13 protein-coding genes and 1 other annotated feature (1 of these 14 running past the window's edge) are annotated in these 17,851 nt (G+C 54.4%); of the genes, 12 read left to right on the forward strand and 1 reads right to left on the reverse strand.

The features are described from left to right. Positions 1 to 65, forward strand: a binding site (T-box leader); it begins 220 nt to the left of the window's first position. 55 nt (positions 66 to 120) lie between these two features. Then, positions 121 to 3,210 carry an isoleucine--tRNA ligase gene (ileS, locus tag CHH75_RS03735; protein ID WP_095263182.1) on the forward strand — a complete coding sequence of 1,030 codons (3,090 nt, stop codon included), beginning with the start codon at positions 121 to 123 and terminating at the stop codon, positions 3,208 to 3,210. 395 nt (positions 3,211 to 3,605) lie between these two features. Further along, a complete protein-coding gene (locus CHH75_RS03740; protein WP_155617297.1) occupies positions 3,606 to 3,992 on the forward strand; it encodes a DUF5665 domain-containing protein in 387 nt (128 codons plus the stop codon). A 32-nt stretch (positions 3,993 to 4,024) separates the two neighbouring features. Here CHH75_RS03740 and CHH75_RS03745 read toward each other — a convergent pair whose 3' ends face one another. Next, positions 4,025 to 4,771 (reverse strand): TraR/DksA C4-type zinc finger protein, encoded by a 747-nt coding sequence (locus tag CHH75_RS03745; RefSeq protein ID WP_095397450.1) that lies wholly within the window; start codon positions 4,769 to 4,771, stop codon positions 4,025 to 4,027. A 207-nt stretch (positions 4,772 to 4,978) separates the two neighbouring features. On the opposite strand from CHH75_RS03745, the gene lspA reads away from it, so the two are divergent. The 10 genes from lspA (at position 4,979) to carB (ending at position 17,847) form a co-directional block, all read left to right on the forward strand. Next, positions 4,979 to 5,479 carry a signal peptidase II gene (lspA, locus tag CHH75_RS03750; RefSeq protein WP_095263185.1) on the forward strand — a complete coding sequence of 167 codons (501 nt, stop codon included), beginning with the start codon at positions 4,979 to 4,981 and terminating at the stop codon, positions 5,477 to 5,479. 29 nt (positions 5,480 to 5,508) lie between these two features. Further along, positions 5,509 to 6,447 carry an RluA family pseudouridine synthase gene (locus CHH75_RS03755; protein ID WP_230875571.1) on the forward strand — a complete coding sequence of 313 codons (939 nt, stop codon included), beginning with the start codon at positions 5,509 to 5,511 and terminating at the stop codon, positions 6,445 to 6,447. Positions 6,448 to 6,549: 102 nt separating this feature from the next. Next, positions 6,550 to 6,711: a hypothetical protein gene (locus CHH75_RS24740; RefSeq protein ID WP_176475445.1), complete on the forward strand. Its 162-nt coding sequence runs from the start codon at positions 6,550 to 6,552 to the stop codon at positions 6,709 to 6,711. A gap of 154 nt (positions 6,712 to 6,865) precedes the next feature. Next, complete coding sequence (abc-f, locus tag CHH75_RS03760) at positions 6,866 to 8,803, forward strand: ribosomal protection-like ABC-F family protein (RefSeq protein ID WP_095397451.1); 1,938 nt, start codon at positions 6,866 to 6,868, stop codon at positions 8,801 to 8,803. Positions 8,804 to 8,952: 149 nt separating this feature from the next. Next, a complete protein-coding gene (locus CHH75_RS03765; RefSeq protein ID WP_095263187.1) occupies positions 8,953 to 10,206 on the forward strand; it encodes an LL-diaminopimelate aminotransferase in 1,254 nt (417 codons plus the stop codon). A gap of 345 nt (positions 10,207 to 10,551) precedes the next feature. Next, positions 10,552 to 11,121: a bifunctional pyr operon transcriptional regulator/uracil phosphoribosyltransferase PyrR gene (pyrR, locus tag CHH75_RS03770; RefSeq protein WP_095263188.1), complete on the forward strand. Its 570-nt coding sequence runs from the start codon at positions 10,552 to 10,554 to the stop codon at positions 11,119 to 11,121. Beyond that, entirely contained in the window at positions 11,115 to 12,029 is a 915-nt protein-coding gene (locus tag CHH75_RS03775; RefSeq protein ID WP_303621122.1) for an aspartate carbamoyltransferase catalytic subunit, read from the forward strand. Before pyrR ends, CHH75_RS03775 begins: the two co-directional genes overlap by 7 nt. 111 nt (positions 12,030 to 12,140) lie before the next feature. After that, positions 12,141 to 13,439 (forward strand): dihydroorotase, encoded by a 1,299-nt coding sequence (locus tag CHH75_RS03780; protein WP_095263190.1) that lies wholly within the window; start codon positions 12,141 to 12,143, stop codon positions 13,437 to 13,439. A gap of 63 nt (positions 13,440 to 13,502) precedes the next feature. Continuing rightward, a complete protein-coding gene (gene carA / locus CHH75_RS03785) occupies positions 13,503 to 14,639 on the forward strand; it encodes a glutamine-hydrolyzing carbamoyl-phosphate synthase small subunit (protein WP_095397453.1) in 1,137 nt (378 codons plus the stop codon). Position 14,640: 1 nt separating this feature from the next. Next, the gene (gene carB / locus CHH75_RS03790; protein ID WP_095397454.1) at positions 14,641 to 17,847 is read left to right on the forward strand and encodes a carbamoyl-phosphate synthase large subunit; all 3,207 of its coding nucleotides are present in this window, start codon (positions 14,641 to 14,643) and stop codon (positions 17,845 to 17,847) included. Positions 17,848 to 17,851 lie beyond the last annotated feature (4 nt).

Below are 17,851 nucleotides of genomic sequence, written 5' to 3' on the forward strand. Positions count from 1 at the left end.
CTTGATGTGCGTTGCAGTCAGACAGAATTAGGGTGGTCACGCGAGTTAAGGTTCTCGTCCCTTGGGGGATGAGGGCCTTTTTTTGATTTTACATGAGTTAGGATGAAAGGAAGATACGGCATGAACAGAGTTGATGTGAAAGAGAAGGCGCGCGCCAGAGAGCTGCGTATCCTGAACAAATGGAAAGAAGAGGACACGTTCAAGAAATCGATCCAGCACCGCGAAGGTCGTCCGAACTATGTATTCTATGAAGGGCCGCCGACAGCGAACGGTGCTCCTCATATCGGGCACGTGCTTGGACGGGTCATCAAGGATTTTGTAGGCCGTTACCAAACGATGAAGGGCTATCAGGTTGTCCGCAAAGCGGGCTGGGATACTCATGGTCTGCCGGTAGAGCTTGGGGTGGAGAAACAGCTGGGCATCTCCGGTAAACAGGAAATCGAAAATTACGGCGTGGAAGCTTTTATCCAGAAGTGTAAAGCGAGCGTGTTCGAATATGAGCATAAATGGCGGGAGCTGACCGAGGCGATTGCTTACTGGACCGATCTCGATCACCCCTATGTCACACTGGATAACAATTATATCGAAAGTGTATGGAACATCCTGGCGACGATCCATGATAAGGGTCTTCTCTATCGCGGTCACCGGGTGAGCCCGTACTGCCCGTGCTGTCAGACGACACTGAGCTCGCATGAGGTTGCACAGGGGTATGAGGACGTCAAGGATCTGTCTGCAACGGCTAAATTCAAGCTGCATGACAGCGGCGAATATGTACTCGCCTGGACGACTACCCCTTGGACGCTTCCGGCGCACGTGGCGCTGGCAGTCAATCCGGATATGGACTATGTTCGGGTACAGCAGGAGGACGGCGTATACATCGTAGCCAAGAATCTTGTGGACGATGTTATGAAAGGTGAATTCACCGTACTGTCTGAACTGAAGGGCGCGGAGCTGGTTGGAAGAAGCTACACCCCGCCGTTCAGCTACATCAAGGCGGAGAAAAGCAATGTGATCGTGGGCGCTTCCTTCGTTACCGATGCCAGCGGTACAGGGATTGTCCATATGGCGCCTGCGCACGGTGAGGACGATTACCGCGTCTGCCGGGAGAATGGCATCAGCTTTGTGAGTGTAGTGAACGGGCAAGGCCGTTATAACGACGAGGTGACTGATTTTGCGGGACGGTTCGTGAAGGACTGTGATCTGGATATCGTGAAGGCTCTTTCGGAAAAAGGGCTGCTGTACAGCAAAGAGAAATATGAGCACAGCTATCCGTTCTGCTGGCGCTGTAAATCTCCGCTCCTCTATTATGCGATGGAGAGCTGGTTTATCGAGACGACAGCGGTTAAAGACAAGCTGATTGAGAACAACAATTCCGTCACCTGGTATCCGGGCCATGTGCGTGAAGGCCGGTTCGGCAAATTCCTGGAGGATCTGGTGGACTGGAACATCAGCCGGAACCGCTATTGGGGAACGCCGCTGAACGTATGGGTGTGCAGCTCCTGTGACGGGCAGTACGCGCCGCACAGCATCGCTGATCTTCGCGCCAACGCTGTAGGGGAAGTGAGCGAGGATCTGGAGCTTCATAAGCCTTACGTTGATGAGGTGAAGGTAAAGTGTCCGCACTGTGAAGGCGGCGTGATGGAGAGAACGTCCGAGGTGATTGACGTATGGTTTGACAGCGGCTCGATGCCGTTCGCCCAATACCATTACCCGTTTGAAAATAATGAGACTTTCGAACATCAGTATCCGGCCGACATGATCTGTGAAGGCATCGATCAGACACGCGGCTGGTTCTACAGCCTACTGGCGGTATCCACCTTGTTTACAGGCAAAGCGCCGTATAAAGCCGTTATGGCTACCGGCCACATTCTGGACGAGAACGGACAGAAGATGTCCAAATCCAAAGGCAATGTCATCGATCCTTGGGAGATCATCGAGGAATACGGAACGGACGCCTTCCGCTGGGCGCTGCTGGCCGACAGCGCGCCTTGGAACAGCAAACGCTTCTCGAAAGGCATCGTCGGAGAAGCCAAATCGAAGGTCATCGATACGCTGGTGAACACCCATGCCTTCCTGACCCTGTATGCCGGCATTGACGGTTATGACCCGGCGAAGCATCAATTCCAAGGTTCGGAGAACAAGCTGGACCGCTGGATTCTGTCCCGCCTGAACAGCCTTGTGCTGGTCGTTGACAAAGGGCTGGCTGTGAATGACTTCCTGAATGCAGCCAAAGCGATCGAGGCATTCGTTGATGAGCTGAGCAACTGGTATATCCGCCGCTCCCGCGATCGCTTCTGGGGCAGCGGACTTGGCGAGGATAAGCTGGCCGCTTACGGCACGCTGACGCATGTGCTGCTGGTGCTTTCCAGAGTGATGGCGCCGTTCACGCCAATGCTGTCTGAGGACATCTACGTCAACCTGGGCGGCGGAGAGAGCGTGCATCTGGCGGACTTCCCGCAAGCGGACGAAGCGATGATCGACCAAACGCTGGAGCAGGATATGGAAACGGCGCGTCAGATCGTGGAGCTGGCCCGCAACGTGCGGAACGAAACGGGGATCAAGACCCGTCAGCCGCTGTCGGAGCTCATTGTGTCCATGGACCGCGAGTTCGACCTGTCCGGCTATGAAATGATTATCAAGGATGAGATCAACGTGAAGGGCATCGTTGTGGAAACGAGCGATAGCGGCTTCGTGGATTTCACGCTGAAGCTGAACCTGAAGGTAGCCGGGAAGAAATACGGCAAGAACGTTGGCTTCCTGCAAGGCGTCCTCAAAGGCATGAGCAGCGAAGAGACCCGAGCGGTTGTTCAGAACGGCGGTGTCGAGGTTGCCTCGCCGGAAGGCGAGCAGCTGAAGATCACTTCCGAAGAGCTGCTCGTGGAGAAGAAAGCGAAGGAAGGCTTCGCCTCAGCTTCCGGATATGGACTGACGGTGGCGCTCAACACGGACATTACACCGGAGCTGGAGCAGGAAGGCTGGGTGCGTGAAGTTGTTCGTGCGGTGCAGGACACGCGCAAGAAGCTGGATCTGCCGATTGAGAAAAGAGTGGCGCTTACGCTGGATGCCGATGATGAGCTCAAGGCGGCGATTACCGCCTTTGAAGAGGTGCTGCGTGAGAACGTGCTGGTCACCGAAGTGAAGTTTGGACAAAGCGCCGATATGGAGCGTGTGGAGCTTGGCGGCAAAACGATCGGCATTCTGATCGACTAATCGCAAAAGCCCGCTTGTATCCATTAGAAAAAAAGACCATCGACATGGTGCCTCCGGGAGGCTGCCATGGTCGATGGTCTTTTTGGCGTTCATGCGCTGTCAATGTCCGTGCAGAGGTACGGGGACGTACGCATGCACTGGCAAAACAGACGCTTCATCGGTGCCGTATGCAAGAATGAGCGGATACATTATTACACATAATAGCAGCACAATGGGCTATACGAGCGGTATCCCGGATTGGCTTCCGGAGGAGCAATGGATACGGCAATGCAGCAATGCGAGTCAAGCGAGCGGCATCAAGCGTCGTTTATCCGATGACTATTCCTGGAACAGCCGCTTGCTGCAGCGATTTACGAACACCGCCGCCGGCCGCGGAAAGGGGGCTTTTCTGTCCGATGTCGGATCAACAGAAATCAGAGGAGAAGCAAGAAGCAAAGCCGCAAGAACCAAAGGCAGGGCAAGAGATACGGGAGGGAAACAGCTCCGTATCGGATGAGGAACGGCTTCAAACCATTCATCGTCTGACGACTGATATCGCTCAGCAGCTTGAGAAATCCCGTATCGCGGACTATACACAGCTGCTGCATCGGCCGTGGAGACTGGTTGGTCTGAACCTGCTGGCAGGGACTGCTCGCGGGGTTGGGATTGCGATCGGCTTTACTTTTTTTGCTGCCACCATCATTTATCTACTTCAGGCCCTTGGCGCCTTGAATCTGCCAATCATCGGCGATTACATTGCGGATATTGTCCGCATCGTTCAACGTCAGCTTGAACTGACCTAATCACAGCAAGAAGATGGGGGTCAGGGGGCAGGTCAGATTAACGTATCGTCATCGTCTTCCCCGGCCACATTCGGATCAAGCAGGAAGCTGCCTTCCCCGCGCTGGATATATTCCACATACTGCGGACTCCGGACGAAGAATACATCGGTGCCATCGATGTTTGTAGCCACAAAATTTTCATATACCTCCACAAAGCCGCCCTGGTCATCTTCATGCTCGATGTCCATTTCGTTATAGCTGTCGATGTTGTTGCCTTCGGCCAAGGCGGGCGAGTTGGAGTTGCCCCAGCTTTCGACGATCTGCCATGCGTCCTCTCCGTCAAAGCCGGAATATTCATGCTCATCGAGACTTGAGCGGCCAAACGGCGGATGAAGAAACTCCTCTTCCACTGGACGGTCATGGGAAGGATTTTGCCGCGGGTTGTCTTTCAGGCAGTACTGGGTGTCCGGAACAGCCTCCAGACGCTCGTACGGGATCGCTTCCCCGCAGATGATGCATGTGCCATAGCGCCCGTGATGGATCGCTTCCAGGGAGAAAATGACACGCTGCAGTTCCAGGTCCATCCGGTCCTGCAGGGCCAGATCCTTCTCGCGTTCATAAACCTCGGTCGCCAGGTCGCCCGGGTGGTTGTCGATATGTGATAATTCACCGGTGTAATCTCGTTCGGATTCCCCCATGCCGTGCTGATCATTATGCACCATGCGCGATTCCAGCTCGGCCTTGCGCTCCATCAGTCTCTGCTTCAGTCGGCGGATCTGTTCCTGAGTTAAATGCGACATGTCAGGCTCCTTTCATGGTCCGGTTATGGGCCGATTGTTGATACCTATAGAGTGCGCGCTAACCAGGGGTTTTACTGACGGAAAATGTTCGCGGGACTGGACAGGAATGGACGATGGTTCAGCGGCTGTGCTACAATAAGACGAGCAAATTTCCGCAAAAGCAACAAAGCATGAGCGGATGAGACAGAACGGAGTGAACATAGCGACGTGGTGTATTATGTGATTGCATTGATCGCATTTATAATCGATCAGGGAACGAAATTTTTAATTGCAAGCAGACTTGAGATTGGGGATAAAATTCCGGTTATCGGTGATTTTTTCCTGATCACTTCTCATCGTAACAAGGGAGCGGCGTTTGGCATTCTGCAGAATCAGCTGTGGTTCTTCATTATCGTCACCATCGCCGTTGTAGTCGGGCTCGTCTGGTACTTGCAGAAGGTTCGCAAGGAAGAACGAAAGCTGCTGCCAACCGCGCTGGCACTTGTGCTCGGAGGCGCTCTGGGGAATTTTATCGACCGCTTGCTGATGGGCGAAGTGGTGGATTTTCTGCAATTCAATTTCGGCAGCTATACGTTCCCGATTTTTAATGTTGCAGATTCCTGCATCGTGATCGGGGTAGGGCTCATTATACTCGACACCCTCCTTGAGGGCAGACGGGAACAGATGAAAGCACATCATGAAACGACAGGCACGGAAGGGAATGAATAGGCTTGCAGGAAGGTGATATGACAGCGGCGATGTGGGAACGGGCCGAGCATGAGGGCGAGGTTATGGAGTGGACGGCAGGACCTGAGGACGCCAAGACGCGGATTGACAAATATATAGCGGAAGCACTTGGGGATGAAGTGTCCCGCTCGCAGGTACAGCTGTGGATCAGCGAGGGCCATGTGACTGTAAATGGCGCTCCGGTGAAAGCGAACTTCAAGCTGAGTGAGGGGGACCGGATATCCGTTCATGTTCCTGAGCCGTCTGCGGTGGAGATTGCCCCCGAGGATATTCCGCTGGAGGTCGTATTCGAAGATCGCGACGTCATCGTGGTGAACAAGCCGCGGGGGATGGTGGTGCATCCCGCTCCGGGTCATCTGACCGGAACGCTTGTCAATGCGCTGATGTTTCATTGCAAGGATCTGTCGGGGATCAATGGCGAGCTGCGCCCGGGCATCGTGCACCGGATCGACAAGGACACCTCCGGCTTGATTATGGCGGCGAAGAATGACAAGGCGCATGCTTCCCTGGCTGCACAGCTGAAGGATCATAGCGTAACCCGAAGGTATATCGCCCTCGTCCAGGGGAATATCAGTCATGATCAGGGGACGGTGGACGCGCCAATCGGCAGAGATCCGCATGATCGCAAGATGTTTACGGTCACGGATCGCAACAGCAAGCATGCAGTCACCCACTTCACGGTGATGGAGCGCTTTGGCGATTACAGTCTCCTTGAGCTGCAGCTGGAGACCGGACGCACTCACCAAATCCGGGTGCATATGAAATATATCGGTCACTCGCTCGTCGGTGATCCCGTATACGGCAAGAGCAAGGGCATTAAAATGAACGGACAGGCTCTTCATGCTGCCGTGCTTGGATTTGTACACCCGTCAAGCGGGGAATATGTGGAGTTTTCTGCGCCGCTGCCTCAGGATATGGAGGATCTGCTGGCGTCATTGCGGAGCCGGTAACGGCTCCTTTCTCATTTGTTCGAGAGGCCCCTGCTTATTGCGGTCCTGCTCCGGGATATGATATAGTGGACGTAATTCTAATGTTAAAGGAGGTGGGCCAGGATGAATTTCGAGAAGGTGAACAACCGTATTAACCAGCTGCCAATCGCGATGGCTGGTATTGTTCATGCTTTTTCCGACAACGGGAGAAGTCTGTCCAATTCCATGATACGTGTTGTAACATCTTCGAGAAGTTGCCTGCCTGCCTTTACGGATATAGCCTGATTTGAGATCAGGCTTGTTTACCAAGGCCGGGGAGCTTGCTCCCTGGCCTTTTTTTGATGTGCGTAATGCAGAGTGCAGGTCTTCTCCAATGACAAAAACCGCTGTGCGGGAGCTTGGTGCTCATCCGAACAAGCGATTTGGGAGGAACCTGAACATGAATATGATCACTGCAAAAAACTTGACCAAATATCACGGCGCCAATCTGGTGCTTGACCATCTTGCTTTTGACATTAAGGAAGGGGAGCGAATCGGCCTGATCGGCCTCAACGGCAGCGGCAAATCAACGCTGATGCGCCTTATTGCAGGCGTAGAGCAGCCGGATGAAGGGCAGATTATGATCCGGAAGGATGCCCGTATCGGCTATTTGGCTCAAACCTTGGCAGATCACGGCCAGCGCACGGTGCTGGAGGTGCTGTCTGCCGGGCTTCAGCAGCTGACAGACTGGAAAGCCGAAATGACGGAGCTGGAGCGGAGTATGGGCGATGCCGAGATTCATGCGCAGCCGGATGCACTCGATCGAATCTTGAAGCGGTATGCCTCGCTGCAGGAGCGCTTTCAGCGCGAAGGCGGCTATGCGATGGAGGCGAGCATTGACAAAATCGCTTCCGGGCTAAGCATCGCCAAGAGCAGTTATGGCCAGCCGTTCGGATCGCTGTCTGGCGGGGAGCAGACCCGGGTTGCGCTGGCGGCGATGCTCATTGTCGCTCCTGATATTTTGCTGCTTGATGAACCGACGAACCATCTTGATCTGGAGAGAGTGGAGTGGCTCGAATCCTTTTTGAAGGAATATCCGGGAACGGTGGTGCTGGTGTCGCATGATCGTTATTTTCTTGACCGGACGGTGACCCGGGTGATGGAGATTGAGGATGGCGAGGGATTCACGGCTGAAGGAGGCTATACCGCTTATATCGAGGCCAAGGAGAAGCGGCTGCTGCAGCAGTTCGAACTGTATCAGGAGCAGCAGAAAGTGGTGGCCAAGATGAAGGAATCGATCAAGCAGCTGGAGGAATGGGGCCGAGTCGGAGGCAACGAGAAGTTCTTCAAACGGGCGGCTTCCATGCAGCGGGCGCTTGATCGGATGCAACAAGTGAAAAGGCCCGTCCTGGAGCGCCGCAGAGCCGAGTTTGAGCTTGAGCAGCAGGACCGGTCCGGCCGCCGCGCAGCTGAATTCGCAGGGTTGTCCATGTCCTTTGGCGGCAAGGATGTGCTGAAGGAGATATCGGGACTGCTGGAATACGGGGAGCGGGTTGTGCTGCTTGGCGCCAACGGCAGCGGCAAATCAACGCTGTTCAAACTGCTGCTCGGTCACCTGGAGCCGGATGCTGGAGTAGTTCAGCTGGGCGCCCGTATCGAGGTCGGCTATTTGGCGCAGCAGGAGGAGCCAGCCGAACCGGGGCGGACCGTTCTCAAATATTTTCAGGAGCTGGCAGGCGTAAGCGAGGGGGAAGCACGCGGCATACTGGCGCGGTATCTATTCTATGGGCCGGCGGTGTTCCGGAAGCTGGGCAATCTGTCCGGCGGGGAATGGACTCGGCTGAGATTGGCGGTACTTGTGCAGCGGAAGCCGAATCTGCTGCTGCTGGATGAGCCGACGAATCATCTGGACACCGCCTCCAGAGAGGCGCTGGAAGAAGCGCTTCAGTTATACGGCGGTACCGTTCTGGCTATTTCCCATGACCGTTATTTTGTAAATCGGCTGGCGGGCAAAGTATGGGAGTTGAAGGATGGCCAATTGACCGTATACCACGGCAACTATGAAGCTTACCGGGATAAGAAGCTGAAGATGGAGCAGGCTATAGTAGGATGGACTCCGTCTCAAGCGGCTTCTTCTAGCAAGCACCAGGCAGCGCCCGTCCAGCGGTCTGTGTCAACACGGGACGATGATGGGATGAACAGTCCGGAACGTCTGGAAGAGGAGATCTCTGCCCTGGAAACGCAAATTCAGGCGCTTGATCGCAAGCTGGAGGACGCAAGCCTCGATACAGGGCAGCATCATGCTGACGTGTCCAGGCTCGAAGCGATCTGGAATGAGCGGAATATGCTGCAAATCCGGCTTGATGAGCTGATGGCGAGATGGGTGGAGATATCATAGCCTCGCCGGCGTGGGGGCAACCCTAATTTGGCAGAAGGAGACTGACTTAAATGTACAAATCATCTGATATAAAATGCATGGCTCTCACCATGTTTTTAGGGCATATTTAGGGTGACTATGATCGCTAGAGTAGGAGATGAATACAAACCATGAGTATTGAAAAATATCAAGAAACTTATATTCAGCAAAATTTTGCAGACCGTATCGGTGGGGCGGGCTATGGCAAGGACACCGCGATTTATAAATTCGAGAAAATCAAAAGAGCCAAAGCGGCTGCCAAGCTTGAGCATCCGGATACTGAACTGATTGACATGGGTGTTGGCGAGCCTGATGAAATGGCCGATGCAGGCATCGTTGCCAAGCTTGCCGAGGAAGCTGCCAAGCCGGAGAACCGGGGATATGCCGATAACGGGATTGCCGAGTTCAAGGAAGCGGCGGTACGCTATTTGAAAAACGTGTTTCAGGTAGATGGCATTGATCCGGCAACCGAGGTGCTGCATTCGATCGGCTCCAAGCCTGCGCTGGCCATGCTGCCTTCCTGCTTCATCAATCCGGGCGATGTGACCATTATGACGGTGCCGGGTTATCCGGTTCTGGGCACGCACACCAAATACCTCGGCGGCGAAGTCTACAACGTAGAGCTGAAGAAGGAAAATGCGTTCCTTCCGGATCTGGCTTCCATTCCGGAGGACATTGCCCGCCGCGCGAAGCTGCTGTATCTGAACTATCCTAACAATCCGACCGGTGCCAGCGCGACCGTAGAATTTTTCACCGAAGTGGTGGAGTGGGCCCGCAAATACGGCGTCGTTGTAGTGCATGATGCGCCTTATGCAGCGCTGACTTATGATGGATTGAAGCCGCTTAGCTTCCTGTCGGTACCTGGTGCGAAGGATGTTGGTGTGGAGCTGCATTCCCTGTCCAAGTCATACAACATGACAGGCTGGCGTATCGGCTTCATCGCAGGTAATCCGCTTGTGGTGAAAGCGTTCGGCGATGTGAAGGACAACAATGACTCCGGGCAATTCATCGCCATCCAGAAAGCTGCGGCTTACGGTCTTGACAATCCGCAAATTACCGAGAAGATCGCCGAGAAATATTCGCGCCGTCACGACATGCTGGTAGAAGCGCTCAATGGGCTTGGATTCAAGGCCGAGAAGCCGAAGGGTTCCTTCTTCCTCTATGTTGAAGCTCCGAAGGGCATCAAAGGCGGACGCCGCTTCGAGTCAGGTGAAGACTTCTCCCAATATTTGATCCGCGAGAAGCTGATCTCCACTGTGCCTTGGGATGATGCCGGCCATTTCGTTCGTTTCTCCGTGACCTTCGAAGCGAAAGGCGAAGAGGAAGAGAAGCGCGTCATTTCGGAAATCCGCAGAAGATTGAGCGACGTGGAGTTTGAATTTTAATAAACCTAATGTATATTGCTGCATGATAGGTTTGCGACAGAATTCGACTTGATGACAGTTGACATCTCATACAGGGTCTGTCATAATGAAGTCAATCGAATAGCACCTTTAAATCAGTCCCGTGAGGCTGGCAAGGTAACGTGAACCGAGGTTCATTCTTTGAAGGCATCATTCTGTCTGCGGACAGCTTGCCATGCTTTCATACGCTCGCATGAAGTATACCCCCTTGCCCCCTGGGCAAGGGGTTTTTTGTGTGCAGAATGTTGTTGGCAAAATGAATGGAGAGACAAGGGATGACCCTGAACATAATAAGGGCTACTGATAGATTGAAGGAGGCTGTAATCGATGAGCAGTGAACAGCAGCATGTCATTATGGACGAAACGGCCATACGCAGAGCGTTAACCCGAATCGCCCATGAAATACTGGAAAAAAATAAAGGCATCGAAGACTGCGTGCTGGTGGGAATTCGGACCCGGGGAGTGTTTTTGGCCAAGCGGATCGCTGAGCGGATCCATGAGATCGAGGGCACGCCCATTCCTTGGGGGGAGATTGATGTCACTACCTACCGGGATGACCGCAAGGTTGACGGAGAGCTTCTCCAGCGGAAGGAAGGGGCAATGCTAAGTCCGGAGCTGAACATCCATGACAAAAAGGTGATTCTGTTCGATGATGTGCTTTACACGGGACGCACGATCCGCGCCGCGATGGACGCGCTGATGGATTGCGGGCGCCCGCGGGCGATCCAGCTGGCGGTGCTGGCGGACCGGGGGCACAGAGAGCTGCCGATCCGGCCGGATTATATTGGCAAGAACGTGCCGACTTCCAGGCAGGAGGAAATTGTAGTTGCGCTTTCGGAGATCGACGGCAAGGATGAAGTGACGATCATTCATGAAGAGAGGAACGATAGATCATGACAACGGCAATTTCACTTAAAGAACGCAGTCTGCTGGGGCTAAAGGATTTAAGCCGGGATGAAATCATGTCGATTCTGAATCGCGCAGCGTATTGGGATTCGCAGAGCGAGAAGGTCGTGCCGATCTTAAACCACAAATTTGTCGTGAACATGTTTTTTGAAAATAGTACGAGAACCCGCTTCTCGTTTGAAATGGCGGAAAAGCGCCTCGGCGCTGAGGTGATGAATTTTGCAGCCGCCGCCTCCAGTGTGGAGAAAGGGGAATCGATCTCCGATACAGTGCGGACGCTGGAAGCGGTGGGCGTGGACGCAGGGGTAATCCGGCTGAAGCCGGCAGGCGTCCTGCAGGAACTGGCTGAACGCGTATCGATTCCGCTCGTGAATGCCGGTGACGGAAATAACGAGCACCCGACACAGGCGCTGCTGGATTTGTATACGATGAAGCAGGTGTTCGGCGAGTTTAGCGGACTGACGGTTTCGATCATTGGGGACATTAAGCATAGCCGCGTAGCACGCTCGAACCTGTGGGCGCTGCAAAAGCTTGGAGCCCGCGTACAGTTCTGCGCGCCTGAGACGATGATGGCTCCCGAGCTTGCCGTACATGCGCCTTATGTCTCCATGGAGACGGCAATGAAGGCGGATGTGGTGATGATGCTGCGAGTACAGCTGGAGCGCCACAGTGAAGGGGTGTTCAAATCGAAAGCGGAATACCGCGAGCATTACGGGCTGACAGAGGAAAGAGCTGCAGGGCTGGCAAGACATGCGATCATTATGCACCCTGCTCCATTCAACCGGAATGTCGAGATCGACGATGCGGTGGTGGAAAGCGAAAAGTCGACGATCTTCAAACAAATGTCCAACGGTGTGCCAATCCGGATGGCTGTCATTGAACGAGCCATGAAGGGCTAAGCGAGGCAGATCATCATTTTTGACGCACTTTTCTAATAAATATACACAAAAGTGAATTTTTATTATACAATATACAGGAAGCGAGCCGCGCTTCTGCTGCGGAGGGGAACAATGGTGCAAATTATAAAAAACGCAAAGGTGCTAAATGAACAGGGACAGCTCGAAACCAAACATATCGTCGTGAAAGACGGGCGGATCGAGGCGGTCCTCGGAGAAGGAGCGGATGTACCGGTTCAGGACGGCAGCGTTCAAACGATAGATGCGCAAGGAAAGCTGGTTACGCCGGGATTCATCGATATGCATGTTCACCTGAGAGAGCCTGGATACGAGCACAAGGAAACGATTGAAAGCGGCAGCCGCTCGGCGGTAAAGGGCGGATTTACAACGATCGCTTGTATGCCGAACACGCGCCCGGTAACGGATACGCCGCAGACGGTGGAGCTTGTGCTTGAGAAAGCCCGCCAGGCCCAGATGGCCAAGGTGCTCCCTTATGCGGCGATCACGAAGAACGAGCTGGGCCGCGAGCTGACGGACTTTGAAGCTTTGAAGTCGGCAGGGGCCATCGGATTTACGGATGACGGCGTCGGGGTCCAAAGCGCCCAGATGATGAAGGATGCGATGAAGAGAGCGAAGGCTCTGAACATGCCGGTCATTGCGCACTGTGAAGATGATTCCTTGGTGAAGGGAGCGTTTGTCACGGAGGGTAAATTCGCGGAGCGCCATGGCCTGAAAGGCATCCCGAACGAATCCGAAGCGATTCATGTCGGAAGAGACATCCTGCTTGCAGAAGCAACAGGGGTACACTACCATGTGTGCCATGTCAGCACCGAGCAGTCGGTCAGACTGATCCGGCAGGCCAAAGCGATCGGCATCTCCGTAACAGCCGAGGTGTGCCCGCACCATCTGGTGCTCTCGGATGAGGACATTCCAGGGCTTGACGCCAACTGGAAGATGAACCCGCCGCTTCGCTCGCCGCGTGATGTGGAGGCTTGCATTGAAGGGCTGCTGGATGGGACGCTCGATATGATCGTGACCGACCATGCGCCGCACAGCGTGGAGGAGAAAGCGAAAGGGATGGAACTGGCGCCGTTTGGCATCGTAGGCTTCGAGACCGCCTTCCCGCTGCTCTATACGCGGTTTGTAGCGACTGGCAAATGGGAACTGTCGTTCCTGGTGAAGCGGATGACAAGTGATCCGGCTCGTGTGTTCGGGCTTGACAGCGGTGTGCTGACACCGGGAGCGCCGGCGGATTTGACCATGATTGATCTGGATTTGGAGAAGGAAGTTAACCCTGAACAATTTGCAACGAAAGGCCGCAATACACCGTTTACCGGCTGGAAGCTCAAGGGTTGGCCCGTGATGACCTGGGTCGACGGACAAGTAAGATGGTCGGAGCAAGACGGATTTTAATTGGAACACTTAGGCGGCTGCCCTCTTAAAATAAATTACACATAGATGACAGGAGTGATCGGGATGCAGGCAAGATTGTTACTGGAGGACGGAACGCTGTTCAGCGGAAAATCCTTCGGCGCGGATGCTGAAATGACCGGGGAGGTTGTTTTCAATACAGGAATTACAGGATACCAAGAGGTGCTAAGCGACCCATCCTATTGCGGTCAGATCGTCACAATGACATACCCTCTGATCGGCAACTACGGCATTACGCGGGATGACTTCGAATCGATTCGCCCGTTTGTACATGGGTTCGTCGTTCGCCGTCATGAGCCTGTACCGAGCAACTGGCGTGCGGAGTATAGTGTGGACCAACTGCTCAAGGAGTACGGCATTCCAGGGATCAGCGAAATCGATACCCGGATGCTGACCCGAATCATTCGTCACCACGGCACGATGAAAGGGATTCTGACAACCTCCAACAAATCGGTGGAAGAGCTGAAGGAAATGCTCGGCGATACTTCGATTGCAGAGCTGCGCAATCAAGTGGCCAGAACATCGACTCCGCAAATGTTCGCCAGCCCAGGCGCCAAGGAACGGATCGTACTTGTTGATTTCGGTGCGAAAAGCGGGATTTTGCGCGAGCTGACCTCCCGCGGCTGCGATGTCATCGTCGTGCCGCACAACGTAACGGCCGATGAAATTCGCAGGCTTCACCCTGACGGCATTCAGCTGTCCAACGGTCCTGGGGACCCGAAAGATGTGCCTTACGCCGTAGAGATGGTGAAGGAACTGCTCGGCGAATATCCGATCTTCGGCATCTGCCTGGGCCACCAGCTGTTTGCCCTTGCTGCCGGAGCGAATACGGAGAAGCTGAAGTTCGGTCATCGCGGCGGAAATCATCCGGTGAAAGAGCTGGCTAGCGGGCGCTGCTTCATCACGTCCCAGAACCACGGTTATACGGTGAACGAGGATTCGATTCAGGGAACGGATCTTGAAGTGACGCATATCAACAACAATGACAAAACGGTAGAAGGTCTGAAGCACAAGAAATTCCCGGCCTTCTCGGTACAATATCACCCTGAAGCTGCACCTGGTCCTCATGACAGCAGCTATCTGTTTGATGACTTCCTGAACATGATCAGAGAGCATAAGAAGAATGAAATTCGGAAGCCGCGCCAAGCAGAGATGGTCGCAGCCGTGAAAGGAGCACGCTAACATGCCTAGAAACGAACAGTTGAAAAAAATACTTGTCATCGGCTCCGGCCCGATCGTGATCGGCCAGGCGGCAGAATTTGACTATGCCGGTACGCAAGCGTGCCAGGCGTTGAAAGAAGAAGGGGTCGAGGTGGTGCTGATCAACAGCAACCCGGCGACCATCATGACAGATACCAACATGGCGGATAAAGTATACATCGAGCCCATCACGCTGGATTTTGTGACGCAAATCATTCGTCAGGAGCGCCCGGACGGATTGCTGCCAACGCTCGGTGGCCAGACCGGTCTGAACATGGCGGTGGAGCTGGCGCGCGCCGGCATTTTGGAACAGGAAAATGTGAAGCTCCTCGGCACACAGCTGGACTCGATCGAGAAGGCTGAAGACCGCGATCTGTTCCGTGAACTGATGCGCGAGCTGGAGCAGCCAGTGCCGGAGAGCACGATTGTGACCACGCTGGAAGAAGCGCTGGAATTTGCACAGGAAATCGGCTATCCGCTGATCGTGCGCCCGGCTTATACGCTTGGCGGAACAGGCGGCGGCATCTGCGCTACAGAGGAAGAGCTGCGCGAAACGGTCAGCTCCGGCCTTCGCTACAGCCCGATCAGCCAATGTCTGGTTGAGAAGAGCATCGCAGGCATGAAGGAAGTGGAGTATGAGGTCATGCGCGATGCCAACGATAACTGTATCGTTGTGTGTAACATGGAAAACTTCGATCCAGTCGGCGTTCATACCGGCGACAGCATCGTGGTTGCACCGAGCCAGACGCTGTCGGACAGAGAATATCAGATGCTGAGAAGCGCCTCGCTCAAAATCATCCGTGCGCTCAACATCGAAGGCGGCTGCAACGTGCAGTTCGCGCTGGATCCGAACAGCTATCAATATTATGTCATTGAGGTAAACCCGCGGGTAAGCCGCTCCTCGGCGCTTGCTTCCAAGGCAACAGGTTATCCGATTGCGAAAATGGCGGCCAAAATCGCCATGGGCTATACGCTGGATGAAATCGTCAACCCGGTGACAGGGCAGACCTATGCCTGCTTCGAGCCGACGCTCGATTATATCGTCAGCAAAATCCCGCGCTGGCCGTTTGATAAATTCACGCAGGCCAACCGGAAGCTGGGAACACAGATGAAAGCGACAGGCGAAGTGATGGCGATCGGCCGCACGTTCGAGGAATCCATTCATAAAGCGGTGCGTTCGCTGGAGATCGGGGTTCATCGTCTGTACCTGAAAGATGCGGAGACACTGAGCGACGAGGTGCTGAAGGAGCGTCTTGTGAAAGCGGACGATGAGCGGATGTTCCTGGTGGCGGAAGCATTCCGCCGTGGCTATACGCTGCAGGAAATTCAGGATCTAACGAACATCGACTGGTGGTTCCTTGACAAAATCGAGGGTCTGATCCAGTTCGAACAGCATATCCGCAGTGAAGCATCCTTGACTTATGAAACGCTGTATCAAGCCAAGCGGCTTGGATTCACCGACCGCGCCATTGCCGAGCTTCGCGCCGAAGGCAAGGCGAGCACGCACATTACGGAAGCATCGATCCGCTTCCTTCGCCATGAGCACGGACTTCGTCCAGTATACAAAATGGTGGATACATGCGCAGCGGAGTTCGAAGCGACAACGCCATACTACTACTCGACCTATGAGACCGAAAATGAAGTGACGCACTCCCAGAAGGAGAAGGTCGTTGTCCTTGGCTCCGGTCCGATCCGGATCGGTCAGGGCATCGAGTTCGACTACTCGACGGTCCATGCAGTATGGGCGATTCAGAATGCCGGCTACGAAGCAGTTATTATCAACAATAACCCAGAGACGGTATCCACGGACTTCAATACCTCCGACCGGCTGTATTTCGAGCCGCTGTTCTTCGAGGATGTTATGAATGTCATCGAACAGGAGAAGCCGATCGGCGTTATCGTTCAGTTCGGCGGTCAGACGGCGATCAATCTGGCCGAACCGCTGAGCAAGGCGGGCGTCAACATTCTCGGTACGAGCCTCGAGAGCATTGATGAGGCAGAGAACCGTAAGAAGTTCGAGGCGCTGCTGTCCAGACTGAACATTGCGCAGCCGAAAGGAAGCACGGTCACCTCGGTTGACGAGGCGGTGGGCACTGCACAGTCTCTGGGCTACCCGGTACTGGTCAGACCATCCTATGTGCTTGGCGGACGTGCGATGGAAATTGTGTACTCCGATAGCGAACTCCTGAACTACATGGAGCAGGCCGTCAAGATCAATCCGGAGCATCCGGTGCTGATCGACCGCTACATGCTGGGCAAGGAAGTGGAGGTCGACGCGATCTGTGACGGCGACACGGTGCTCATCCCGGGCATCATGGAGCATGTGGAGCGCGCCGGGGTTCACTCGGGTGACTCGATCGCCGTGTACCCGCCGCAATACCTGTCGGAGGAGCTCAAGCAGAAGATTACGGAGATCACGATTAAAATCGCCAAAGAATTGAATACTCGCGGACTTGTTAACATCCAGTTCGTTATCTATAAAGGCGAAGTGTACGTCATCGAAGTGAATCCGCGTTCCTCACGGACGGTTCCGTTCCTGAGCAAAGTGACCGGCATTCCGATGGCGAACCTGGCGACCCAGGCCATTCTCGGCACGAAGCTGAAGGATCTCGGTTACGAGGAAGGCATGTGGCCAGAGAGCGAGCATGTATCTGTCAAGGTGCCGGTATTCTCCTTCGCGAAGCTTCGCCGGGTAGAGCCGACGCTTGGACCGGAAATGAAATCGACGGGCGAAGTGATGGGGCGCGATGTCAAATATGCGAAGGCGCTGTACAAAGGCCTGATCGGGGCAGGAATGAAAATTCCTTCCTCCGGCGCGATTATCGCGACGGTTGCCGACAAGGACAAGGCTGAAGCATGCGAGCTCTTGAAGGGATTCCACAAGCTCGGTTACAAAATCATCGCCACCGGCGGCACCGCCGCAGCTTTGAAGGCATCGGGACTCGATGTGACGACGATCAACAAACTGTCGGAAGGCACGCCGAATATTCTGGATATGATCCGCACCGGAGAAGCGAACTTTGTCTTCAATACGCTGACCAAAGGGAAGACACCGCAGCGTGACGGCTTCCGGATTCGCCGGGAAGCGGTTGAGAACGGGGTTGTGTGCATGACCTCGCTGGATACGGTTCGCGAGCTGCTGACGATGCTGGAGACGATCAACTTCTCCTCTGAAGCGATGCCGGTTTAACCGA

Origin of the sequence: Paenibacillus sp. 7541 (assembly GCF_002276395.1) — a bacterium.
GTDB lineage: Bacteria > Bacillota > Bacilli > Paenibacillales > Paenibacillaceae > Paenibacillus_AQ > Paenibacillus_AQ campinasensis.